Origin of the sequence: Mycolicibacterium pyrenivorans, from assembly GCF_025821625.1 — a bacterium.
GTDB classification, from domain to species: domain Bacteria; phylum Actinomycetota; class Actinomycetes; order Mycobacteriales; family Mycobacteriaceae; genus Mycobacterium; species Mycobacterium pyrenivorans.
In genome coordinates this window covers 13,263-36,401 of sequence record NZ_JACKSH010000184.1, presented here as the reverse complement: position 1 = coordinate 36,401, position 23,139 = coordinate 13,263, and the positions used below count along the sequence as shown (strand labels likewise).

At 64.5% G+C, this 23,139-nt stretch carries 20 protein-coding genes and 5 pseudogenes; 10 read left to right on the top strand and 15 right to left on the bottom strand.

Features of this window, described 5'->3' with window-relative positions; all coding sequences use genetic code 11:
- Positions 1-6: 6 nt before the first annotated feature.
- The 4 genes from H7I57_RS20950 (at position 7) to ripB (ending at position 3,978) form a co-directional block, all read left to right on the top strand.
- Positions 7-381, top strand: a complete 375-nt coding sequence (locus tag H7I57_RS20950; protein WP_264025774.1) for an ArsR/SmtB family transcription factor — start codon at positions 7-9, stop codon at positions 379-381.
- On the top strand, positions 378-1,025 hold the full coding sequence (locus H7I57_RS20945) for a cation diffusion facilitator family transporter (protein WP_264025773.1): 648 nt from the start codon (positions 378-380) through the stop codon (positions 1,023-1,025). The genes H7I57_RS20950 and H7I57_RS20945 overlap by 4 nt, the downstream gene beginning before the upstream one ends.
- A 448-nt stretch (positions 1,026-1,473) precedes the next feature.
- Positions 1,474-2,697: a L,D-transpeptidase gene (locus H7I57_RS20940; protein ID WP_264025771.1), complete on the top strand. Its 1,224-nt coding sequence runs from the start codon at positions 1,474-1,476 to the stop codon at positions 2,695-2,697.
- 510 nt (positions 2,698-3,207) lie between these two features.
- On the top strand, positions 3,208-3,978 hold the full coding sequence (gene ripB, locus H7I57_RS20935; protein ID WP_048472056.1) for an NlpC/P60 family peptidoglycan endopeptidase RipB: 771 nt from the start codon (positions 3,208-3,210) through the stop codon (positions 3,976-3,978).
- A 63-nt stretch (positions 3,979-4,041) separates the two neighbouring features.
- On the opposite strand, the gene H7I57_RS20930 is transcribed toward ripB, so the two are convergent.
- The 7 genes from H7I57_RS20930 to H7I57_RS20900 form a co-directional block, all read right to left on the bottom strand.
- The gene (locus tag H7I57_RS20930) at positions 4,042-4,734 is read right to left on the bottom strand and encodes a winged helix-turn-helix transcriptional regulator (protein WP_048472055.1); all 693 of its coding nucleotides are present in this window, start codon (positions 4,732-4,734) and stop codon (positions 4,042-4,044) included.
- A gap of 165 nt (positions 4,735-4,899) precedes the next feature.
- A complete protein-coding gene (locus H7I57_RS20925) occupies positions 4,900-6,162 on the bottom strand; it encodes an MDR family MFS transporter (protein ID WP_048472054.1) in 1,263 nt (420 codons plus the stop codon).
- On the bottom strand, positions 6,159-7,274 hold the full coding sequence (locus tag H7I57_RS20920) for a PLP-dependent cysteine synthase family protein (protein ID WP_048472053.1): 1,116 nt from the start codon (positions 7,272-7,274) through the stop codon (positions 6,159-6,161). Before H7I57_RS20920 ends, H7I57_RS20925 begins: the two co-directional genes overlap by 4 nt.
- A 106-nt stretch (positions 7,275-7,380) precedes the next feature.
- The gene (gene lpqS, locus H7I57_RS20915; protein WP_082169028.1) at positions 7,381-7,791 is read right to left on the bottom strand and encodes a putative copper homeostasis (lipo)protein LpqS; all 411 of its coding nucleotides are present in this window, start codon (positions 7,789-7,791) and stop codon (positions 7,381-7,383) included.
- A gap of 365 nt (positions 7,792-8,156) precedes the next feature.
- On the bottom strand, positions 8,157-8,870 hold the full coding sequence (locus H7I57_RS20910; protein WP_264025768.1) for a M56 family metallopeptidase: 714 nt from the start codon (positions 8,868-8,870) through the stop codon (positions 8,157-8,159).
- Positions 8,871-8,886: 16 nt separating this feature from the next.
- Complete coding sequence (locus tag H7I57_RS20905) at positions 8,887-9,072, bottom strand: hypothetical protein (protein ID WP_234714159.1); 186 nt, start codon at positions 9,070-9,072, stop codon at positions 8,887-8,889.
- Positions 9,069-9,434: a BlaI/MecI/CopY family transcriptional regulator gene (locus H7I57_RS20900; protein ID WP_048472059.1), complete on the bottom strand. Its 366-nt coding sequence runs from the start codon at positions 9,432-9,434 to the stop codon at positions 9,069-9,071. The genes H7I57_RS20905 and H7I57_RS20900 overlap by 4 nt, the downstream gene beginning before the upstream one ends.
- Positions 9,435-9,816: 382 nt before the next feature.
- Here H7I57_RS20900 and ripA point away from each other — a divergent pair, with 382 nt between their 5' ends.
- Positions 9,817-11,226 carry an NlpC/P60 family peptidoglycan endopeptidase RipA gene (gene ripA / locus H7I57_RS20895; RefSeq protein WP_060937731.1) on the top strand — a complete coding sequence of 470 codons (1,410 nt, stop codon included), beginning with the start codon at positions 9,817-9,819 and terminating at the stop codon, positions 11,224-11,226.
- Positions 11,227-11,268: 42 nt separating this feature from the next.
- On the opposite strand, the gene H7I57_RS20890 is transcribed toward ripA, so the two are convergent.
- Positions 11,269-11,469, bottom strand: a complete 201-nt coding sequence (locus H7I57_RS20890; RefSeq protein WP_264025766.1) for a hypothetical protein — start codon at positions 11,467-11,469, stop codon at positions 11,269-11,271.
- 128 nt (positions 11,470-11,597) lie between these two features.
- On the opposite strand from H7I57_RS20890, the gene H7I57_RS20885 reads away from it, so the two are divergent.
- Positions 11,598-12,353 (top strand): response regulator, encoded by a 756-nt coding sequence (locus tag H7I57_RS20885; protein WP_264025765.1) that lies wholly within the window; start codon positions 11,598-11,600, stop codon positions 12,351-12,353.
- Positions 12,350-13,534: a sensor histidine kinase gene (locus H7I57_RS20880; protein WP_264025763.1), complete on the top strand. Its 1,185-nt coding sequence runs from the start codon at positions 12,350-12,352 to the stop codon at positions 13,532-13,534. The genes H7I57_RS20885 and H7I57_RS20880 overlap by 4 nt, the downstream gene beginning before the upstream one ends.
- Positions 13,535-13,553: 19 nt before the next feature.
- Here the strand turns inward: H7I57_RS20880 and H7I57_RS20875 are convergent, their stop codons facing one another.
- Positions 13,554-14,243, bottom strand: a complete 690-nt coding sequence (locus H7I57_RS20875; RefSeq protein WP_264025762.1) for a DUF305 domain-containing protein — start codon at positions 14,241-14,243, stop codon at positions 13,554-13,556.
- Between the two features lie 250 nt (positions 14,244-14,493).
- Between H7I57_RS20875 and H7I57_RS20870 the strand changes: the two are divergent.
- Positions 14,494-15,338, top strand: a pseudogene (locus H7I57_RS20870) (F510_1955 family glycosylhydrolase).
- A 261-nt stretch (positions 15,339-15,599) separates the two neighbouring features.
- On the opposite strand, the pseudogene H7I57_RS20865 reads toward H7I57_RS20870, so the two are convergent.
- Together H7I57_RS20865 and lgt are read right to left on the bottom strand one after the other, a co-directional pair.
- Positions 15,600-16,444: pseudogene (locus H7I57_RS20865) on the bottom strand (NlpC/P60 family protein).
- A 547-nt stretch (positions 16,445-16,991) separates the two neighbouring features.
- Positions 16,992-17,841: pseudogene (gene lgt, locus H7I57_RS20860) on the bottom strand (prolipoprotein diacylglyceryl transferase); the annotation flags it as partial.
- Positions 17,842-18,889: 1,048 nt separating this feature from the next.
- On the opposite strand from lgt, the pseudogene H7I57_RS20855 reads away from it, so the two are divergent.
- Positions 18,890-20,002, top strand: a pseudogene (locus tag H7I57_RS20855) (N-acetylmuramoyl-L-alanine amidase); the annotation flags it as partial.
- Positions 20,003-20,157: 155 nt separating this feature from the next.
- Here the strand turns inward: H7I57_RS20855 and H7I57_RS20850 are convergent.
- Together H7I57_RS20850 and H7I57_RS20845 are read right to left on the bottom strand one after the other, a co-directional pair.
- Positions 20,158-20,552: pseudogene (locus tag H7I57_RS20850) on the bottom strand (DUF302 domain-containing protein).
- Positions 20,553-20,693: 141 nt separating this feature from the next.
- Complete coding sequence (locus tag H7I57_RS20845; RefSeq protein ID WP_264025761.1) at positions 20,694-21,077, bottom strand: BlaI/MecI/CopY family transcriptional regulator; 384 nt, start codon at positions 21,075-21,077, stop codon at positions 20,694-20,696.
- Positions 21,078-21,453: 376 nt separating this feature from the next.
- On the opposite strand from H7I57_RS20845, the gene H7I57_RS33560 reads away from it, so the two are divergent.
- Complete coding sequence (locus H7I57_RS33560; RefSeq protein ID WP_308204391.1) at positions 21,454-21,861, top strand: copper resistance protein CopC; 408 nt, start codon at positions 21,454-21,456, stop codon at positions 21,859-21,861.
- Here H7I57_RS33560 and H7I57_RS20835 read toward each other — a convergent pair.
- Positions 21,745-22,344: a class I SAM-dependent methyltransferase gene (locus H7I57_RS20835; RefSeq protein ID WP_264025757.1), complete on the bottom strand. Its 600-nt coding sequence runs from the start codon at positions 22,342-22,344 to the stop codon at positions 21,745-21,747. The genes H7I57_RS33560 and H7I57_RS20835 overlap by 117 nt on opposite strands.
- 50 nt (positions 22,345-22,394) lie before the next feature.
- Positions 22,395-23,114 carry a hypothetical protein gene (locus H7I57_RS20830; protein ID WP_264025756.1) on the bottom strand — a complete coding sequence of 240 codons (720 nt, stop codon included), beginning with the start codon at positions 23,112-23,114 and terminating at the stop codon, positions 22,395-22,397.
- Between the last annotated feature and the right edge of the window lie 25 nt (positions 23,115-23,139).

Below are 23,139 nucleotides of genomic sequence, written 5' to 3'. Positions count from 1 at the left end.
CGTCATATGGCGATGAATAAGTCGGACCCCTGCCTCATTGGCAGCACCTTGGAGAGTTCGAATCTAGATGCCGCGGTGGCACTGTTTCACAGCCTCTCCGACTCGGCCCGGTTGCTGATCGTGCGCCGCCTGGCCGACGGGGAGGCGCGGGTGGCCGACTTGATCGGGGAACTGGGATTGGCCCAGTCCACCGTGTCGGCCCACGTGGCGTGCCTGCGGGATTGCGGCCTGGTCACCGGCCGCCCCGAGGGCCGCCAGGTGTTCTATTCGCTGACCCGCCCCGAACTGCTCGATCTGCTCGCTTCGGCCGAAACCCTGCTGGCCGCTACTGACAACGCCGTCGCGATATGCCCGGCCTACGGAACCAGGACGACCACATGAGCACGCCCACACCGGAACTGACCGCCGCCGAGACCGGACGGCTCACCCGCCGTGGCCTGCGCCTGGCTCAGTTCACTGTCGGCTACAACGTCATCGAAGGCGCCGTTGCCATCACCGCCGGATTGCTCGCCGGTCTGGTCTCGGTCGTCGGGTTCGGCATCGACTCCGGCATCGAATCCATCGCTGCCATCCTCGTCGGGCTTCGCCTGGCCGCCCGGCTGCGCCACGGCCACGCCGATGAACGCAAGGAACGCCTCGCCCTAAAACTGGTCGCCGGCACCTTCTTCCTGCTGGCCGCCTACGTCACCATCGAAGGCATCCGCAGCCTCGCCGGTGACGATGAACCCGAACACTCCTGGATCGCCATCGGGCTGCTCGTTGCTTCCATCATCGTGATGCCAGTGCTGGCTGCGGCGAAGAAGCGCGTCGGACAAGAACTCAACGACAACCTCATCCTCGCTGACGCCGCCGAAACCAGAATCTGTGTCCTCCTCAGCATTTCGACCCTGCTGGGCGTCGGGCTTTACGAACTGACCGGCGCAGCCTGGCTCGACCCGGTAGCCGGCTTCGTCATCGCCGCCTTCGCCCTCTACGAGGGCAAAGAAGCCTGGGAAGGCGAACTTGCCGAAACCGACGATCACTGAGCAGCGCCGACGCGGGCCCACCCGGTGGCCGTGGTCCATGAGAGCGGTGCACAACAAGCACCGATGACGTGCCCCCTGCACGAGGCGGAGATGGCCGCCGCTAAGACCCCGCCTCCGCTCATCAGCCTTCGGGGATACCTCGAATCCGCCGCACATCCTGCGCAACCCGCACCAGGCTGGCGCCGGAGGACAGACGGCTTCCTCACCCTCGGATTGGCCCAGCAGACGTGATCCCTGACTCGCGGTCGTGCAAACCCGGCAGCTCGGACTCTGGTGCCAGCTTTATCGAATCTTCATCGAAGGACTAAGAAAGCCAAACGACTGACGAGCACACTTAGAGAAGTCCCGTGAACGGTGCACCGTCGCCCGCGACCGGCCCACGAGGCGCCGAGCCGGCGCCACCGCATGTTAAGGCGATGACGACAACGCGATACGGAGAGCCCCACTCATGCCGCAGACAGGCTGCCGCCCATTGTTTCGAGCGACGACGCATTGGCTGCGGACCACCGTCCTCGCGGTGGCGGTGTTGCTGATCGCGGCCGCGTGCACCTCGTCGCCGTCGGCGGCGCCCACGCCCGACGTGATCACCGATAAGGGCACGCCCTACGCAGACTTGCTCGTACCGAAACTGGAAGCGTCCGTAACTGATGGCGCCATCGGCGTCGCTGTTGATGCCCCCGTCACCGTTACCGCCGGCGACGGTGTTCTCGGCCAAGTGTCGCTGACCAACGACGCCGGCAAAATCGTTGACGGACAACTCAGCCCCGACGGAGTGTCCTGGTCCTCCGCGGAGCCGCTGGGCTACAACAAGCAGTACACCCTGCAGGCGCAAGCACAAGGACTTGGCGGAACAACAAGCACCAGCGCAACATTCGAAACCCATTCTCCCGAAAACCTGACGATGCCCTACGTCTTGCCCAATGACGGCGAAACAGTGGGCGTGGGTCAACCCATTGCGATTCGCTTTGACGAGAACATCACGAACCGGGTCGCAGCGCAGCAGGCCATCACGGTCACCACGAACCCCCCGGTTGAGGGCGCCTTCTACTGGCTCAGCAACCGTGAAGTCCGTTGGCGCCCCGCCGAATACTGGGAGCCCGGCACCACCGTGGAGGTGTCGGTCAAGGCTTACGGGGTCGACTTCGGCGACGGGCTCTTCGGCCAAGACGACGTCACCACGCGCTTCACCATCGGCGATCAAATCATCGCCACCGCCGACGACGCCAGCAAGACGATGACCGTGCGGCGCAACGGTGACGTCGTCAAAACCATGCCCATCTCCATGGGCAAAGCCAAGACACCCACCGACAACGGCACCTACCTCATCGGCGACCGCTACTCATTCCTGGTGATGGATTCGTCGACCTACGGGGTGCCCGTTAACTCTCCCGACGGGTACCGCACCGAAGTCGAGTGGGCCACGCAAATGTCCTACAGCGGCATCTACGTGCACTCGGCCCCATGGTCGGTGGGTAGCCAAGGCATCGCCAACGTCAGCCACGGAAGCCTCAACGTCAATCCAGCCAATGCCCGCTGGTTCTACGACAACACCCGACGCGGCGACATAGTGGAAGTCATCAACACCACCGGCGCCACCCTGTCAGGAACCGACGGCCTCGGCGACTGGAACATCCCCTGGGAGCAATGGAAGGCCGGAAACGCCAACCTCTAAGCAGCACAAGTGCTCGACACCTGAGCCGACATGGCATCGGTGCCGGACAGCGAAACCCCTTTCTCTTGCAGCGCATTAGGTCAGCTGTTAGACGCCGCTGCTGCACGGGCAGCTGCTGGCATCGCTGAAGCCCACAGACTCCCCGATGAACACATCGCGGCGCTACGCCGACGAGGCGTCATAGGACCTCTCCTGGGCAGAATCGTTGCCCTCAACGACGGCCATAGAACTCCTCTCCGAGATACGCGCATGCGCACCAATCCGCGCACCATTGGCGCACGTATTCCCGGCCGCGGAACGGCTCCTGCCCAGCGCTTTCCGCGTTCAATGTGAACGGCCGCAGCGAATTTCACCATTGTAATTATGTGGCTACTGTTACTGGTGGGGCTTTTGTGAGTTAGGCTTTTCTCCGTAGGAGCTACGTATTTTGGTGCTGCGCCGTACGTATGCGTTTCAGCCCCGCTATTGGTGCACGAAGTAGGACACCGCGCGGCGCACCGAGGAGAAGACATGAAATCAGACGTCCGGAGCAGGAGTGCGGCAAGTGCCGGCGCCGACCGGTCTGACCCGGCGATGCGCGGTGCGAGACGCGTTCGGCGGCTCCCCGGTGTCCTCAGCATCGTCGTGCTGCTCTTCGTCGCGTGTGCACCGGTCGCGTCGGCCCAACCTGCTGCCGGTCCGTGGGACCCACTGCTTCCCAAGGTGGCGAGCGCAGGCGCTCCCGGTGATCCGGTTGCCATCGCGAACGCCTCTCTTCAGGCCACGGCCATGGCGACGCAGACCGCCATGAGCATGGGTCGCAACTTTCTCAGCAGCCTGGGAGTCGTCAGTCCGGCCGCGGATCCGTCGACCAGCGTGCGCGGAAACCGGGTCAATGGTGCGCAAGCGATCGAGTACGTAATCCGCAGGGCAGGAACGCAAATCGGTATTCCCTACTCCTGGGGTGGGGGCAGCCTCACCGGTCCCAGCCGCGGCGTCGACCAGGGGGCCGGCACTGTGGGGTTTGACTGTTCAGGCCTGACACGGTTCGCGTTCGCCGGCGTCGGAGTGCTGCTCCCGCGATGGTCCGGTGACCAGTACAACGCCGGCCGCAAGGTGCCACCCTCCCAAGCGAAGCGGGGCGATCTCCTGTTCTGGGGCCCCGGGGGGAGCCAGCACGAAGCTATCTATCTCGGCGGCGGGCAGATGCTCGAGGCACAGCAGACCGGCGTGCCAATCAAGATCTCCCCAGTGCGCACGTCAGGGATGACGCCCTACGTCGTTCGCATCATCGAAAGCTAAGTCCTCGCCGCAATCTGCCACCAGCTGCATCACTGCGGCGCACCAGGCACTCGCCGCCCCCACTCAGCCGGTGAGACAGTAACCGGTACCGCGCACCGTACGCAGATACCGCGGTGAATGCGGGTCCTCACCCAGCTTGCGCCGAAGATTGCCCACGTGCACCCCCAGCGTGGACCGGCCACCGTCGGAGGCATCCCCCCACAGGCTCAGCTGCAGGTGACGACACGTCACCGGTTCGCCCGGACTCTCTGCCAGCGTGGACAGGATCTCGAACTCCGTTCGGGTAAGTGACAGCGCCTCGCCGCGCAGAGACACCCGGCGTGCGACCATATCGATAAGGAGATCTCCGAATTCCCGGCGATGCATCACCTCGCCGTAGTAGCCGCCACGTGGTTCGCCACTGACACCGCAGTGCCTCAGCGCCAGCCGAATTCGCACGTTCAGCGCCGCGATGTCGCCCACACAGACGGCCCCGGTACTCACGAGCAGCGGCGCAATATCGCCGTCGCTGAGAGCGACCACGCCGACCTGCGTCTCCTGACGAATGCGGTCAAGCATGGCCGTGCCCCGGCCCTGCGCGCCCACGCACACCACGACCACATCGGGATCACCCTCGTGCAGACCTATGATCGCAGCACGCGGCGAGTAGGCCACCTCCACCGCGAAATCGTCGGCACGAAGGTGTCGCGCGACGGTGGCCGCATAGATGCGTCGCGGCTCAACGAGGAGTACACGGATGCGGCCGGCGGCCGCCACTGGCGGTACGGAACCAGCGACAACACGGTGCGACTCGATCGTCGTGGCACTCTCCCAGCCGTTCACGAAAACTAAAGCGCGCCCGCGCATCCTGCGCCGCCCGCGAGAGATAGTCTACCGCTACCTACGTAGTTGCTACGTAGATGACGCGCCGACCGGGACATTTCAGCGCCGGGTCGCGTCATCAACGGCCTTCGGCGTTGATCCCAGTCGTCCTCGCTGATCCAGGCGGTACAGCGCAGCCGCCGACAGCAATCCGATGACTGTCAACAACACCCACAGAAGTTCGGGCTGCCCAAGCTCTCTGGCGAGTTGCATCAACGACCCTGTTGCCAGGTTGCCGACCAGGATGCCGACGCCGACGATCGTGTTGTAAAAACCGTAATGCGTTCCGACGAGCCGATTATCGGCCAGGGACACGACGGTATCCATTTCGAACGGGAACACCGCAGCGGAGCCGACCGCCAGCACGGCCGTGGCGATCAGCAGCGCTGTGGCGGCCGCGACACGGCCGGCTCGCTCGTCATCGGGCAACGCGATGAGCGGCAGGAACGACAGCGCCAGGATCAGCATCCCGATCGCCAGTGAGCGCCCCGAACCCCAACGCCGCCCGAACCAGCGTGTGATGCGCATCTGCCCAAGCACCGCCACCACTCCGGAGACCACGAAGATCATCGCTGTGACGACGGAGTCGTTCTGCGGAAACAGGTACCGCGCCTGTAGCGGCATCGCGAGGTATACCTGAAACGACAGGACATAGGAGCCGATCATGGCCGCGGCGAACAGCAGGAACGAACGATTGGCCGCGACCGCCCGCCAATCCTGCAGCACCGAAGTCTTTTCCGGTGTCGGCGCCACTGCGCGCTGCGGCAGTGCGAACAGCTGCGCCACCGTCAGCACCGCGAAAACCAGGGCCGCGGCAGCCGCAGTCATCTTGAAGTCGACAAACATCAACGCCAAGCCCACCAGCGGCCCGGCGAGGATGCCGGCCTGATAGAACACGTTGAACAGCGCGAACGCTTCCAGCCGTCGCGGGCCCGCGTCGGCGGCCAAGTATGCACGCACAGCTGGGTTGAAGAGGGCACCGGCGAAACCCGTTGCCGCCGAGGCGACCAACACCGCCGGTAGCGAGTCGGCGAACACCAAAAGCCCGAATCCTGCCGTGCGCAGCACGCATCCACTCACGATGAGGGGCTTGAAGCCCAGGCGATCGGCCAACGTGCCGCCGATGATGAACATGCCTTGCTGGGAGAAGTTGCGCACCCCGAGAACGAGCCCGATGGCCCATGCCGCCAAACCCAGGGGCCCAGCCAGGTAGCCGGCCAAGTACGGCATGAGCATGTAGAACCCGAGGTTGATCCCGAATTGGTTGATCATCAGCATGCGGCTTGGCCAGCCGAAACTGCCGAACCCGGACAGCAGTGTCATCGTGGCACCACCTGCGTGGGGTCGACGACTACAGGGCACCGCGTCCAGGCCTTAACCACGTGTCGCAGCGGGTGATCGATGGTGGCCGGTTCGTTCGGCGGCGCCTTATCCAACAGGCCGTGGGTGCGGCAGTAATCGTCGTTATAGATGGTGTCGAAATAGCGCTGTGGGCCGTCGGGGAAGATCGCGGCGACCGTGGTGCCCGGGTCGCTGCGACGCGCAGCCCACCCCGCCACCACCGCGACCGCGCCGACGCTCCACCCGCCACTGGCATAGTGGGTGGCCGCCAAAGTTCGACAGGCCCATACCGCATCCGCTGGCGCGACCCAGTGCACCTCGTTGAAGGCCGCGTAGTCGACGTTGCCGGGGTAGATGCTTGAGCCGAGGCCACGCATCAGCCGGGTCGTCGCGGGTTGCCCGAAGATGGTAGAGCCCACCGTGTCGACGCCGATCAACCGCAGGCCGGGATTATATTCCCGCAGGACCCGTGCCACCCCTGCCGAGTGTCCCCCGGTACCGACCGAACACACCAACACATCGACAGACCCGAGCTGCTCAATCAGTTCCATAGCCAGCCCGCGGTAGGCCTCCACATTGTCCGGATTGTTGTACTGGTCGGGATGCCACGCCTGCGGATCAGTGCCCAGAATCTCATGAACGCGTTCGGTACGGGCCTGTTGCCAGCCGCCGCGCGGGTGAGGCTCAGTGACCAATTCGATGTGCGCGCCGAACGCGGCGAGCATGTGCTGGATGATCGGCTCCATGCCGGGGTCGGTGACCAAGGTGACGGGGTGACCGTACACAGTTCCAGCCAGCGCAAGCCCCAATCCTAGAGTGCCGCTGGTCGACTCGACGATACGGTCGCCCGGGACGAGCTTCCCGCGAGAGCGCGCACGTTCGACCATATGCAGTGCAGGCCGGTCTTTCATGCCGCCAGGATTGAAGCCTTCGAGTTTGGCCCAGAAGCCGTGCTCTGCGGCGGTGAACGGCGCGCCGATCCTCAAGACGGGCGTCTGCCCGACCATCGTAGCCGGCCGCTCATAGCGGCCCAGCCGCAGTTGCTCGAATCGGTCTGTGTCCTGGGCATGGTGGATCGAAAGGGCGTGATTCATGTCGTGGATGTCGCTTCTGTTTGACGGCGCGACTGGTCGCGCAGCTGCTGATCATGGGCAGCGGTCACCGGCCTCGGTTCACGACACGAGGCCTGACGCTGGCCAGTCAGCGACGCGCGATGCAGAGCCGGACGAGCACGTCTCGGCCGGTTTGTGCGACGGGTGAGCGCGGTGGGCCGCGGATAGGTGTCAGCGGCGCGTAGCGCCATAACGCCGGCAGCACAGCCAAGGCGCTGACTAAGGCCAAGGCGATCAGCGTGACCGTTCCTCGCGGCAAGACAGCCTCGGCGAAAGATTCCGGCGACGGCGCGACGCCACCCTGGGAGATGTGCGGATGATCAAGCTGGACGGCCACCGGCGCGCCCACCGCACTCGCAAGGGGGTGGGGTCCATGGGCCGGCGCAGCCTCGATTCCCGGCAGCGCCCATTCCGCAGCCACGATGACGATCCAGAACGCGAGCAATGCAGCGACGACTGCGCGTCGGCGCTGCGGGGAACTCGCGTCGATGTACCTCACGATGTTGCCGACTGTAGCAGCGGATCGCCGACCCTAGGGCCGTCGGTTGACTTGACGCCGTGTCGTGACCTGCCCGCGACCGCCATCTCCGGCGACCCGCGCGAAACGGCCAACGCACTCACCGCATTCGCCCGATAGCATTGCTGTACGGCTCATTTCGACGCCGTGCGTGCGACCAATCCATCTCGGCGAGCCATCTTTTGCACTGGTCATCTACGGTTTGACTCCGTAGATAATTTCCGCTCTGGACGTTGGCGCTGGGCAGTCAGACGAGCCTTTGCTGGATAGGCCAACAGCGGGCGCCGAATCGTCCCTCGTCCTGTGGAATGCGCCTCGGCGGCGACGGCCCGGAAGCTGGGTAGCGCCTAGTGGTGGCAGAGCACCTGGATGAATGCCGGGGTGGCGAGCATGGTGGCGATGGCGACAGTAAGGAGAGCGCGGTGGCGCCACCGCACGTGCCGACGCGTCGGGGTGACTAGCCGCTCGGCGCGGGTGATGACCGCCGTTGCCGCCGCGGCCAGACCTTCGGCGACAGGAGGTCGGTGACCGGCGAGTGCAAGCAAACCCGTAAGTAATGGACGAGTGCCGACGCGACGAGCAGCGGTGTCGTCGGCGCACATCTCTAGTAGTTCCGCCACAGCCTGATGCGCGCCCGCGAACAGGGGAAGATGGGGCAAGGTGGCTGCGAGGGCACGCAACACCATCAGAATGTGGTGATGATGCCCCGATAGGTGCGCATGCTCATGCGCCAGAACCGCTTTCAATTGCGCTCGGTCCAACGATTTTACGGCCGCCGAGGTGACGACGATGGCGTGGGGGCGGCCGATGACGCAGTAGGCGGCGGGAAGGTCCGCCTCGACGACAACGACGTGGGGATGGTCAGTAGGCCGACCAACGATCCGCGCGGCGTGTGCGTGCTCATGACTTCGCGTGCGCAGTCTGGCCAAACAGCGTCCCAGTCGCAGCGCCACCACCCCCGAGGTCAGCAACCCCCCACCGATGAGAGCTATAGACCCGAGGCGTCCCGCCAGCGGCGTGTGATCAGAGAACCCGAACAGTTCCAGACAGAGGGTCACCACCGAGCCATTCAGGGCACTACGTCGAGTCGACCACCAGCACCACGGCCGCCAGCCACGCCACAAGCACGGCGACAACAGTGGCCAACCACGCGGCCACACCCATGGCCGGGCTCACCCCACCAGCAGTAAGGCGCCGCAGTACCGGCGGAGCAAGCCACGCCAACACCGCGCCGTAGAGGACCAGCCACACAGCAGTCGTCATGATCGCCGACCTTTACTCAGCGCCGCCTTCAGCTGCGCCGACTGCTCTGTACTCATCTGCTCGACAAAAAAAGCCAGCACAGTGTTGGTGTCGCCGCCGGAGTCGAAGGCAGCTTTCATCAGACGCGCTGACCGCTCCGCACGACTCATCGCCGCCCGGTACACATAGGCTTTGCCGTTGCGCTGCCGTGTGAGCCACCGCTTGCGATACAGGTTGTCCATGGTCGACAACACAGTCGTGTACGCGATAGGTCGCTGCTGGGACAGGTCCTCGAATACCTCACGCACGGTGATCGGCTCCTGGTGATCCCACACCCAGTCCATGATCATCGCTTCGAGATCGCCGAATCCTCGCTGTTCCATCCGCCGCAACTCCTGCCCCGCTCTGACGAGGTGGCCGATGCGCACAGCGCGGCACCCTGCAGCCTCCCAATGTAGCCGCCAACAGCCCAAATGCCGGGGACCTCACCGCGGCTACGCCACTGATATCGATCCCGCCCCGGCGTGCCCACTCCTGATCCAGCCGATGGCACCGACCCGTCGAGTCAACAGCAAATGCCGCCGGTTGGTCAGGTGTTACCGAGTTGTGACTGTGACAGGTGTTTCTCCTGATGCCGCAGTGATGTACGTTCCGACTACGTACTGATCAACTTCGTACTCATAGCTTGTAGATCGTCCGACATGGCACGTCGGCGCACCGCCCTGCCCGACTCGCGGCTACCGGCAGCCACCCACAGGAGAATTGATGCGGCGCCTCACTTCACTTCTCACCACCGGGGTGATTTTTGCGGTGCTGGTGCTTCACACCTCGGGCATCGCAACGGCCGGCCACGGAAGCGAACCTGATGGTGACAACGAAACGGTCGCAGGACTTGTCGCTGCCGTTGCCGAAGCCAACCAGCACGTCGCCGATATCGGCGCGGACATCCAACACAAACAGGAGAGCGTCAATCGGACCCTGGTGGAGCTTGCCACCGCCCGCCAGGCGGTCACCGAGGCGCACCGCACACTCGAAGACAGCGAGAAAGCACTCGTCGACAGCCAGACCGCCATCGACGCCACGCAGCAGCGGTTCGACGATTTCGCCGCCTCCAGCTACATGAACGGTCCCTCCCGCGCGCTGCCGCTGGCAAGCAGCCCTGAAGACATCCTCTCGGCAGCCTCGACGCAGCAGACCTATCTCCTTGCTTTCGGCAGGGTCAAAGACGATCTTCGCCGAAGCCAGACTGAACGCGCCAACCAACTCTCGGCCGCCAAGCAGGCCCGGCTGGACGCCGACGCAGCAGCGGCCGAAGCGCAACGGCGACAGGACGCCGCAGTCACCGAACTCGTTGGCGCGCAACGCGCATTCACCGATCAACAGTCCGACCTGACCCGGTTGGCCGCCGAACGCGACTCCGCACAAACCCGACTGACTACTGCCCGACCGGTAGCAGCTACCGCACACCAGCCCACGGCCGCGCAACCCGGCGCCGCAGTCCCGCCGAGCGGCCAATGGGACCGCACCAGTCCGGCACCGGCAGACAGCTCGGGCGCCGGCCAGTGGGACACCACACTGCCGATGGTGCCCAGTGCCAATGTGGCCGGCGATCCGATAGCCATCATCAACGCCGTCCTCAAAATCATGGCGACCTCGCTGCAACTCACCGCCGACATGGGCCGAAACTTCCTCGTCAAACTCGGCATCCTCTCCCCCGCGACCGCCGCCGCAGATCCCGGAATCACCAACGGACGCATCCCCCGCCTGTACGGCCGCCAAGCCTCTGAATTCGTGATCCGACGAGCCATGTCGCAACTCGGCGTCCCCTACTCCTGGGGCGGCGGCAACGCCAACGGGCCCTCTCGGGGAATCGATCAAGGAGCCAACACCGTCGGCTTCGACTGCTCCGGCCTCATGCTCTACGCCTTCGCAGGCGTAGGCATCAAACTCGACCACTACTCCGGCTCTCAGTACAACGCCGGCCGCAAAGTACCGTCATCGCAGATGCAGCGCGGGGATCTCATCTTCTACGGCCCCAACGCCAGCCAGCACGAAGCCATGTACCTCGGCGACGGCATGATGCTCGAAGCCCCCTACACCGGGTCAGTAGTCAAAATCTCACCCGTACGCAGCTCCGGCATGACGCCCTACGTCACGCGCTTGATCGAATACTGACACTTTCCCGGGGAGCGCTACGTCCGCCGCGTCGCTGACCAGTCAGTCCGCTCCGGTGTGGCCGCTGCGCACAGTCTCCTGCAGTGCCTCCCGCCGCCGGCTGCGGGACGGCCGCCCAGAAGCGTGGAACAGCGCCGTCGCGCCCGCGATGGCGGCGGCCCACAGCACGACAAGGACGGCGCACAGGATCAGCCACGTTTGCCACCCGAGACTGTCCGGGCAGACGTCCATCAGCAAGCGCATGTCAGGCCCTCCTTCATGCTGAGCGTCTCCCAGCCGCAGGACGCAATCGGTATGAGTCTCGTAAAGATCTGCTGAAGATCGCGCCGCTCCGGCAGTCGCGCGCCACCGCACCCACATCAGCAGGCACCATGATGACCATGGACCACCACCCGGGTACACCGCCTGAAAGGGCGAAGGGATACCGCGCCCTGGTCGTCGACGACGAACTCCCCCTAGCCGAAGTAGTGGCCAGCTATCTCGAACGCGAGCAGTTCGAAGCGGTCGTGGCCGACAACGGCGTCGACGCGATCGCCGTCGCCCGCGACCTCGACCCCGATGTCGTCATCCTCGACATCGGCCTGCCCGGCATCGATGGATTGGAAGTCTGCAGACAGCTACGCACGTTCTCCGACGCCTACGTCGTCATGCTCACCGCCCGCGACACCGAAATCGACACCGTCCTCGGCCTCACTGTCGGCGCCGACGACTACATCACCAAACCCTTCAGCCCACGCGAACTCGTCGCGCGCATTCGCGCCATGCTGCGTCGGCCCCGCGTCCTGCAATCAGCCACCGCAACCGCCGACATTGACGTCGCGCCACCGCGTCGCTTCGGCGCGCTGAGCATCGACGTCGCCGCCCGCGAGGTACGCATCGACGACGAACAAATCTTGTTGACCCGCACAGAATTCGACATTCTCGAAGCCCTTTCCGGCCGCCCAGGAAATGTACTGAGCCGCCGTCAACTACTTGAAATCGTCCGCGACGGACCCTGGGTCGGCAACGAGCATCTCGTCGACGTCCACATCGGCCATCTGCGGCGCAAACTCGGCGACGACGCCGCCTCTCCGCGCTACATCGCCACCGTGCGAGGGGTGGGATACCGGATGGGAACGGGACAGTGACTCCCGGGTCGGCGGCCACAGCTCGCCGACGTCGACGGTGGGGCCGACCCGGTATCGGCCTGCGGTTGCTGGCAGCCCAAGTCATTGTGCTGGTAGCTGGGGCCGCCACGACCGCGGTGGTGGCCGCCGTCGTCGGCCCTCCTCTGTTCCGTGAGCATCTTCATCTCGCGGGGGTGCCAACGGACTCACCCGAGGAAATACATGCCGAGGAGGCCTACGGCTACGCGACGGTCATGTCCATCGGCGGCGCCCTCGCGGTGTCGGCGATTGCCGCCCTTGCCGTCAGCTTCTACGTCAGTCGACGGCTCCAACGTTCCATCACCGAAGTCGCCTCCGCCGCCACCGATGTCGCCCAAGGGAACTACGAGATCCGGGTGTCACCGCCGCGACTGGGCGACGATTTCGACGCGCTCTCGACCGCCTTCAACCAGATGGCTTCCCGGCTCCAAGCGGTTGAGTCGACACGACAGCGATTGTTCGGAGACTTGGCGCACGAGATCCGTACACCGGTCGCGGTGCTGGAGGCCTACATCGAAGCACTCGAAGACGGAGTACGCACTCTGACACCGCAGACGGCGGCCATGCTACGCGACCAGACCCGCCGGCTGGTGCGGTTCTCCGATGATGTCGCCGCTCTCGCCAAGGCCGAGGAAAGCTCAGTGTCCATGTCCTACGCCACCATTGACGTCGACCGCTTAGCGCGCCAATGCGTCGCCGCGGCGCACAAACGCTACGACAGCAAAGGTGTTGCGCTACGCGTGCGCCTACAGACAACACTGCCGCCGCTATGGGCCGACGAGCAGCGACTCTCCCAAGTCCTGGGAAACCTGCTGGACAATGCGCTGCGGCACAATCCATCTGGCGGCTCGGTCGAACTCAGCTGTGTCCGCGACGGTGACCGGCTGAGGATCGCCGTCGCCGACACCGGTGAAGGGATTGCCCCCGAGCACCTCCCCCGGCTGTTCGAGCGGTTCTATCGCGCCGACGCCGCCCGCGATCGCGAGCACGGCGGCGCCGGTTTAGGGCTCGCCATCGCCAAAGCGCTGGTCGAGGCCCACGGCGGATCCATTTCCGTAGCGAGCGCTGGACTGGGCGCCGGCGCAACATTCACCGTCGACTTACCCGTCGCCCAGGTACGCCCCGACGACATCCCTGTTACGGGTGCCTCGGCGCGGACCTGACCGTCGCCCCTCCGAACTGTTACTTGTCCAGCATCCCCTGCATCGTGTCGATCTCCGCTTGCTGAGAGGACACAATGGCTTCCGCCATCTCCACCGCCGCCGGGAACTGGCCGATCTCAATCTCCTCCTGCGCCATCATGATTGCGCCCTTGTGATGGGCAATCATCTGCGTCAAGAAAAGTCGGCTCGCCTCCGCACCCTGCGCGTTCTGCAGCGCAGCCATGTCGGCTTCCGACATCATGCCGTGGCCACCGCCGCCCATACCCGGCATATCGCCCATGTCACCGCTCGGCATCTGGTCGCCGGGCATATTGTGACCAGGCATCGCGGTGCTGGTCGGCGCAGGAGCAGGCGAGGACGACACTCCCCACTCCTGCAGCCAGCCCCGCATCTTCTCGATCTCCGGGCCTTGAGCGTTCTTGATGTCGTTCGCCAGCGAAATTACCTCGGGATCGATGCCTTGCTTGCCCAGAAGCATGTCGCTCATCTCGATCGCCTGCTGGTGATGAGGAATCATGCCCTGGGCGAACTGCACATCAGCGGCGTTGTGGGTAGCGTCGCTGCTGGCAGCACCCGGCGACGCCGATGCTGCCGCCGAGGTGCTGCTGGCCGATGGCTGAGAGTCCGTTGTCGCATTCGAACAGGCACTGATGACCAGGGCCGACGCCGCTAACGCCGCAAACCCAAATCCGAATCGCTTGTGCTGCATCGCACATCCTTTCTCATACAACTTCGGCACACCAGTCGTCCACACGGCAAGCGCTCTCGCCGCCTCGGTCCAGCCTCAAGAATCCGAGTATGGGTCGGTTCGTGTTCCGATGAAGATTTGATGAAGACGCCCCACCGACCCGCCGGTACCCGCAGCGCCGCCCAGGGCCGCGAACCAGCGTCGCGCCGTTGCCCCGTGCCACCATCTACTATTGCACTACGTAGATGGTTCGCGACCGGAAGGGGTCAGTGTGCAGCTCCGTAGACTCGTCGCCGCAATACTGACCGGAGCCCTGGCCGCAGCGTGCTCGTCGAATGCCCCCGACAGCACACCGCCCGCAATTGTGCCGGGCATGGTGCACATCCACGGCCTCGGTATCAATCCGACCGATGACACCCTCTACGTGGCAACTCATTACGGCCTCTACACGGTAGAGCGCGATCAGGCGCCACAACGAGTCGGCGATCTCATCCAGGACTTCATGGGCTTCACCATCACCGGGCCCGACGAATTCTTGGCCAGCGGCCACCCCGATCCGGCCGACCGTCAACAACCGCCACACCTAGGCCTCATCAAAAGCAGCGACGCCGGCCAATCCTGGGAAAATGTGTCGCTGCACGGCAGCGCCGACTTTCACGCACTCGAGTACCGCCACGGACGGGTCTACGGCCACGACAGCCAGTCGGGCACGGTGATGGTCAGCCTCGATCAGCAGTCCTGGCAGCGGCGAGCACAAATCCCTGCCTCTGACCTCGCAGTATCACCCGCGGACGCCGATGAGATCCTCGCGACCACACGCCAAGGGCTCCTCCGAAGCAACGACGGCGCAATGACATTCGCCGCAGTCAACAGTGCACCGGCACTGGTACTCGTCAGCTGGCCCGAGCGCGGTCCCCTCCTCGGAATCGACCTCGAAGAAGCCTCTACACCAGCACCGACAACGGGCAGACCTGGCAGCCACGACACACCCTGAACGCCAAACCTCAAGCCCTTCTCACCGCTGGCGACGGCCAGGTCTACATCGCCACAGATACCGCCATCTACACCTCCACCGACGACGGAACCACGGTGAACGTCCTCACCGCTGTCGAATAGAAGCACGGGCAGAAGACCCGCCCGAGAGCCAGCCACCTCGCCCACAGGAACCCGTCAGGTCGGAGGACCGCGCGCTCACACATGTCGCTACCACGGACCAGCGGGCCATCCTGCCCGATCCGGCCCCCGCGGAGCGCATCGTCTCGTGTCCTCGACTCGACGCTGAACGTCGCACACATCGACGCGTTCTGCGAGTGGACTGTGTGCCACCGGCCGCGCGTTTGCAAGGACTGCGCAAACGTCGCCTAGGGCGGCCTAGTTCTAGTACCGCCGGACGTTATGAATCGGTGCAGGAAATCGGCGCGACCTTCACCGGCGTTCCGTAGGTCGATGCATGGACCATCATCCCGTCACCGATGTACATACCCGCGTGAGAGACATCGTCATAGAAAGTCACAATGTCACCGGGTTGAAGATCAGAGGTGGCCACCGACTGCCCGCCCTGAGCAAGCGCCTGACTCGACCGGGGCAACGACTTCCCGCTCTGCAGGAACGCCCACTTGATCAACCCTGAGCAATCGAACGCATCCGGACCGGTAGCGCCGCAGCAATCTGCTCCTGCATTCGACGCTGTTTGGCCTCAAGGTCGGTTCGCACTGCCGCGGCCTCATCGGCCCAGTCCGTGCTTGTACTGCGGACTTTGCAGACCGGTCCGCGGCGGTGGCGGCGCGCGCACTCGCCGATCGGAACGCGGCCATCTGCACTGTCAGCTCCGATGCAACCGTCTTCTGAATCGCCAGCTGTTCGATGAGTTCCTGCGGAGACGTCGCCGTCAGTGCCGCCGCCAAGGTGTCGGTACGGCCACCCATGTATGCAGCCGCGGCCAACTTATCGACTGCAGCCTGATACTTCGCCAGATCGGCCGACGTTGCATCGACGGCCACGCGATCGGCGGCCGCCTCATTCTCCGCGACCAGCTGGGCGGAGAGCTTTTCGTCGAGGTCGATTTGCGCGGAGTGCATCTGCTCTGTGGTCTGCTCAGCAAGACGCGACAGTTCGGTGAGTTCGGCGAGCGCATCGGCCGCCGGATCAGCCCTCACGTCGGTCGCGAGAAGCGCAGCGAGAACGCCGATAGCTGCCAGGAGGCAGGCGAGCCGTTTACCCATCGCGCGAACGGGCCTCAAACACAGGCAAAGTCGCAACAGCGGCAACGTTCGGTGAAGTATGAAAGTACGTATCAGATACGTAGGGCACGGTTAGGTTACGAGGTCAGTGGCCGCTGTCCAGCCGGGTTGCCGCGCGGAGCGACGGCCGTTCCCCTGACTTGTCATACCAGCCGCCGTCTGCCGTACGTTCGCCCGTAAGCAATATCCCAGACCGCAAGGCCAGGCTGGAGCGGAATCCCAGCGCTTTGTCTTCGGTGATCAAGGCGATCGCCGAATTAGACGCCGGCGGCGATTGCTGACTTGGCGAAGCGAGGCCCGACTGGATACTTGGCCCTGCTAAGCATGCAGTAACTGAGGAATCCCTATCCATCAGGTTTCTCGCTCTGGCTGTTGCGGTCGTTATCGGGCGTTCTCGCGTTGCCTGATGTGAGCCCTTTGTCCGCGGGCGTCGCGTCGCCTGAATCCACGCCGCTGTCGGCCCGCGCGGCGGCATCGTCACGACCTACCGCAGCATCCCGCGTCGCCTCGGCTTCGCCTGTTGCACTGATCGCGAGGTCCTCGCGACCCTTCGACGCGATGAAGAAGTAGATGAGGGCGCCGATCAATACCACCGTGGCGGTAAATGAATTGATCCGGATGCCGGCAATTTGGGTCGCCGCGTCGCTGCGCATCAACTCGACGAAGAACCGGCCGACACAGTAGCCGGCGACATAAAGCGCGAACAGCCGTCCATGGCCGATTCTGAATCGGCGATCGACCCAACTCAGCATGCCGAAGACCACGACGTTCCACAGCGACTCATAGAGGAAGGTGGGATGCACGACCTGCGCTGACTGGACCTGTCGACACACCGTCGACCGAATGCACGTCGACGATGCCCGACGGCTCACGGCGGTAGTAAATCTCCAAGCCCCACGGCAGGTCTGTGGGCCTGCCGTAGAGCTCTTGGTTGAAGTAGTTGCCGATGCGGCCAATAGCCTGGGCCAGCACAATGCCCGGCGCAACGGCGTCGCCGAAGGCGGGCAACGGAATGCCGCGTCGCCGGCAGCCGATCCATGCGCCGACGCCACCGAACGCCACCGCGCCCAGATGCCCAGGCCGCCGTCCCAGATCCTCAATGTGGCGGCCCACCCAAGACCGTCGTCCCCAAAGTAGGTGCGACAGTCGGTGATCACGTGATAGAGCCGGCCACCTATCAACCCAAACGGTATGGCCCATATCGCGACGTCATAGACGACGCCCGGTTCGCCGCCCCGGGCGATCCAGCGGCGGTTCCCTATCAGCAGGGCGGCGACGATGCCGGCGATGATGAACATCGCGTACGCCCGGATCGGCAGTGGGCCAAGACGCCATACCCCCTGGGGCGGACTGGGGAAGGAAGCGACCAGAGTGGTCACGGCAGCCTCTGCGGCGCGGCAGCGACGGTTGACGTCTCAATCAGGACAGACTTACTCCGCTACCGCCATCACTCGTGTTCGGGCTCAGTGGGTTCGGCACGCGCGCGGGCGGCCTACTTTGTCTACTACGCTGAATAGTACCGCACAGGTGCCGACCTCCGGCAATGACGCCGATATACCGCACCTCGACGACCCTGCCACGCAATCGAGTCAGTCTTCGCTCCAGTTCAGCATCTAGCATCACAGGCCCGAAGTCCGCCCGCTGCGCGCGGATGAGCGCGTCCGCAGAAGTTGTGCTGCCCTCGGCAGACCAATCTTCCTCACGTTGCTAACAGTTCGCCGGCTCGTGGCGATAACCAGATTGCATTGCGGGGTCCGGTCACCCGCGGCAAGGATCTGGCGGGGAACGCGACTCCTCCCCCGCCAGATCACCAGATTGAAGCCGCTCACCAACGTCGCGATCCTCAGCTCGGCCGCGCCTGGCGAGTGACGCCGGCGGCAGCAGTCCCGCTTGACCTATGTGGTCAACGGTGCGTCCTGCGGCGAGCACCGTGTGAGGACGGGCGTACATCGTGGTGTGCTCGGCGCAGCTAGCCGACCTGACTCAAAAGAATCTTTAGCCAATCGCTTTCGGCACCAAAAGGGATGGTTCGCGTCTGACCGCTTGAGGACGATCAATCAGCTGCCGGCCCCATGCCAGCAATACGCCACGACGCGTACGATATTAGCCCTGCAGGGCTTCACCTTTCGGGATGCGACGGCATACCTTGCATCGCCCGCCAGGGGTGGTGGGGAATGTCGTTGCGGTATCGCCGTTTCAGTCGATGGGGAGTCTGTTGCGACGGAATTCCCGGCCGGTCTGCGACTATTTGCGCCAGAATGGAGCTCGGTCGCGGCGGGTCGCCGCCGTCTATTTGCTGACAGGGGATAGACTGTCGCCGTGTGTGATCGGTGCACGGGCGGACCAAGTCGGCCCGTTTCGCGGCGGGCCGTCCTGAGATTCGCGGCCGCAGCGCCGGCGGTTGTCGGTCTGGCTGGCGCCGCGCCCCTGCTCATCGGGACACCGCACGCGCCAGCGCAGCCGCCTCTGTCGGTGGACACGGCCACGGCGACACCACCGATCCCCGTTATCAGCCGCGGTCAATGGGGTGCCGACGAGTCGCTGCGGCGAGCAGCGCCGGTGTACGACAACGCGATTCGGGCCGGGATTATACACCACTCCGCAACGGGCAACAACTACGCGCCCAACGAATCGGCAGCGATCGTGCGCTCAATCTACGCGTATCACACACGCTCGATGGGTTGGGCGGACATCGCCTACAACGCGCTCGTCGACAAGCACGGTCAAGTTTTCGAAGGCAGATTCGGCGGCCTTGATAAACCGGTCGAGGGATCGCATACCGGTGGATTCAACAAAGACACGTGGGCGGTTTGCCTGATCGGTGATTACGGCCGAGAAGTACCGACGCCAGCGCAGCTGCGATCGGTTGGCCGGCTGTTGGGATGGCGGCTGGCGCTCGGCGCAGTCGATCCCAGAGGCGCCGTCACGCTGACATCTGCCGGTGGCCCCTACACCCGGTTCCGGCAGGGTATGAGCCGCATGCTGCCGAGCATCTTCGCTCACCGCGATGTCGGTGATACCGCATGCCCGGGCAACGCCGCCTACGCGTTCCTGGATCGGATCCGCGAGATCGCCGCGCGTTTCAACCAACCTCCCACGGCAGAGGACGTGGAGGAGTCGATGCGGGGTGGGGCGATTATTACGCGATGGCAAGCGCTCGGTGGCGCCAGCGGTGCGCTGGGTCCGGTGAGGTCGCCGGAAGCCCCCGGTGCTGGCCCAGCACGCTACGTCATCTTTACCCATGGAGCGATCTACTGGTCACCGGCCACCGGAGCGCAACCTTTGACCGGAGCGATCTATGACGCCTGGGCGACGCTGGGTTACGAGCGCAGCTCGCTCGGCTTGCCCACAAGCGGCCAGATCCAAGAGCCGCAATGGATTGTGCAGAACTTCCAGCACGGCACGCTGAACATAGATCGAGAGAACGGTGCGGTCACCATGGTGGCCGACGGGCAGCCCCGCGTCTTGCCTTCGCCGCCGCCCGGAGGGCCACCCGTTCAGCTAGAGCGATTCTCTCCGGCGCGCAACCGGATCCCCTGACCCGCTCTGTCGCCGCGGGCTACAGCAAGAAGTCGTCTCGCGGCATCCGCCGAATCCACACCTCTCGCGTCGCGCCCCATTGACCAGATGTGGACGTCCAGACTCCCCGATCCACGACAGCGCACAGTTGGCCCGGTCAACTGGCCCGCGCCGGTCTATGAGAGCGATTGGATTGCCGCGCGCAACATGATCGCGGCCTCGTCGGCCACGGCGCGCAGTTTTGGCTCGTCGGCGACCTGCACCATCACCTGCGGATCCATCGCGTCATCGATGACCATGCCCTTCGCGGCGGGATCGGTGCGCACCACGACGTTGCACGGAAGCAACAGCCCGATTTGGCGATCGATATCGATTGCCCGATGGGCCAAGGACGGATTGCACGTTCCCAAGATCAGGTAGTCCTCGATTTCCTCGCCCAATTTGGCCTTCAGTGTGGCCTTTACGTCGATTTCGGTCAGCACGCCGAAGCCCTGATCGCCAATGCTTTGCGAGTATTTTCAACAGCGTCGTCGAACGTGCTGTGCAATGTGGTTGAAATGGCCAGTGCCATAATCAATCCCTCTCTGTCGATGATGATATGCCGTCAGGTCAGCGGTGGTTGCGCCTCTCCAACTCGGCTTGGGCCATCTGGATTAGGCCGCGAGGAGACTCGCATGGGCCCGCCGACATTGCTTCTGAGCCGGCCCCGCGCTTAGCGCTTGGCTGCTCGCTTCGTGGGTCGACGGAGCGCGGCGCCCAGGCGCGCCGACTCCTCGGGGCCGATTTGTTCGAGGAAGTAGGTGAGCACCAGATCGGGTTGGCCGCCGGAGTCCAAGGCCTCGCGCATGAGGCTTGCGCTGTGTTGCTCACGAGTCAGGGTCGGCCAATACCGGTAGGCTTTGCCGTCGCGCTCCCGCGCCAGGTAGCCCTTGCTGTGCAGATTGTCCATCGTGGACATTACTGTGGTGTAGGCGATGTCGCGTTCTGCTGCTAGTTCGTCGAATAATTCTCGCACCGTCGTGGTCGTGCCGGATGCACGGTTCCAGATGCGGTCCATGATGACGGCTTCGAGTTCGCCAAATCCGCGTGTGCGCACCGTTGGCCTCCCGGCTGTCCGTGTCGAGCCTGTGTCACGCATGGTGCGCCCCTTCGGCGGAATGCGTATTGTCTACGTACCAAGAGCGTAATGCCGTTCCATACGGTTTGGAAACCGAGGGCCTGTCCCATGCATAACGTCAACGGCGGCACGGGTGCAGCGCGCAGACTTCGTGCGCTCAGCCAGACCCGGATCGGCAGCCGCTGATGCCCGCCACCGTCTCACGACGATTCTGGGACGAAGGAGACTCGCGCAGCTTTCTTCCTGCCGACGACGACGGGCGTGGCCGCGATAGCGCGCGACAAAGGCCTAGAATCCGGCACGCCCGGTTCTTGCAATCGGCGAAAACCGTTGTCCTAGCAGCAGAACGAAGGCCATGGCCCCATCAACTGATGCTTGTTTACGCTCCACCGCGCTGGACGCGTCGTTCCCTCATGTCAGACGGCCGGCCAGCGAGGGTTGCAGATATCGGCTCCACAATGGCGCCCTCTGTGTCGATGGCGCCCAACGGCCGAGTCGATGTCCCCGCATCATGACCTGGCTGCGGTGTGGGCTCATCGCGTTAGCGATCGCCGTGCAGACATCGGTGGGGCGGGGGGCGGGTAGCGCGCAGGCGCATCCCACGTTGCTGTTCACCGAACCCGCAGCAGAGGCCGCGGTTGCGGCCTCACCCGAGGCGATCACCCTGCTGTTCAACGAACCGGTCACCATCGGCACGCGCGCGATTGTGGTGCTGGATCAATCCCGCCGCGAGGTTGAGGTGACAGCCCCCACCCACCCGTGACCACAGCGGAGTGAGGGCATCCTCTAGCAACGCGAACCATGGTTTGGTCGAACGCACGTGCTCGAAGAACCGAAGCTGGCCGTTCGGCTTGAGCACCCGACGCAGCTCGGCCAATGCTGCCGGCACATCGGCGACCGAGCACAACACCAACGACGCAACGGTGCCGTCGAAGGTGGCGTCCTCCACCGGCAGCGCGGTCGCGTGACGGGCCACCACGTGTACCGGCACAGCTGCGGTTTCAGCAGCCCGCTCAGCCAGTGTCCGCAGGTGATCCTCGGGCTCGACCGCGACGACTTCTGCGACCGTATTGGGATAGTGGCCGAAGTTCATGCCGTTGCCGGCGCCGACCTCAATCACCCGGCCGGACAAGCCAGCAAAGGCGCGATCGCGATGCTGCGCGGTGCCACGCTGCTCCGACTCAGCGCTGATCCGCTCATACATGCGCGCACACCGTGGATGCTGGAATTCGGACAGATCCGCCATGTCGCCTCCTCCGCGGTCGGCCTGTGCCATTTTCCTTGTCGTCGGGGCTCTCACACGCCTTCGGCGAAGTCGTATGTCGAGGGAATGGTTTCGCCAGGACGGGGGACGCCGTAAACCACGGCGATCTCGTCGCGATCGCCCAGCATGATCGCCGCCGGGTTTCCCGTCTGCTGTGCGCCGTTGACGAAAACGCGCACGGCCTTACCGTCGACGGCGCGCAGCGCCCCGATGTTGTCCGCCGACAGATTCACCTGCCATTCGGTGAAAACCTCCCCCAGGCTGAACTGTCTTTTCACCGGCGACTCAACATGAATCACACCACTACCGTCATGGGTGTGCAGCGGGCTAATAGTGCCGCGCTTGGTGTCGATACCCAACTCGGCTGGAACCGGCACAGGCTCACCATCAACGAGCACATCCAGATGGGCGTGAATGTGCTCCACGGCCCCTTCGCTGCCTAGCATCGGCAAGCCGGCTGCGGCCACCGCCGCACTCGCATCAGTAGGCGCCGGCCACGGCGGCATCGTTTCGGCGCCCACGGCCACGGTGGCCGGTGGACTCTGCAGGCTCGCCGATTCCGTGTCCGGTGTGGGCTGACCGGGCGATTTCATGATGCTGACAATCACGATCACCACAATGGGAGCTACGAACACAACACCCGCGGCGAGCCACAACCAGCCGGTGCGTCGGCTCGACTGCGCACGCGCGATGGCCTTGCGTCCATCTCGTGAAGACTTCACCGTCGTCCGGGGGCTTTTCCTCGCCGCCATGAACACGCTCCGTTCGTCTGCAGAT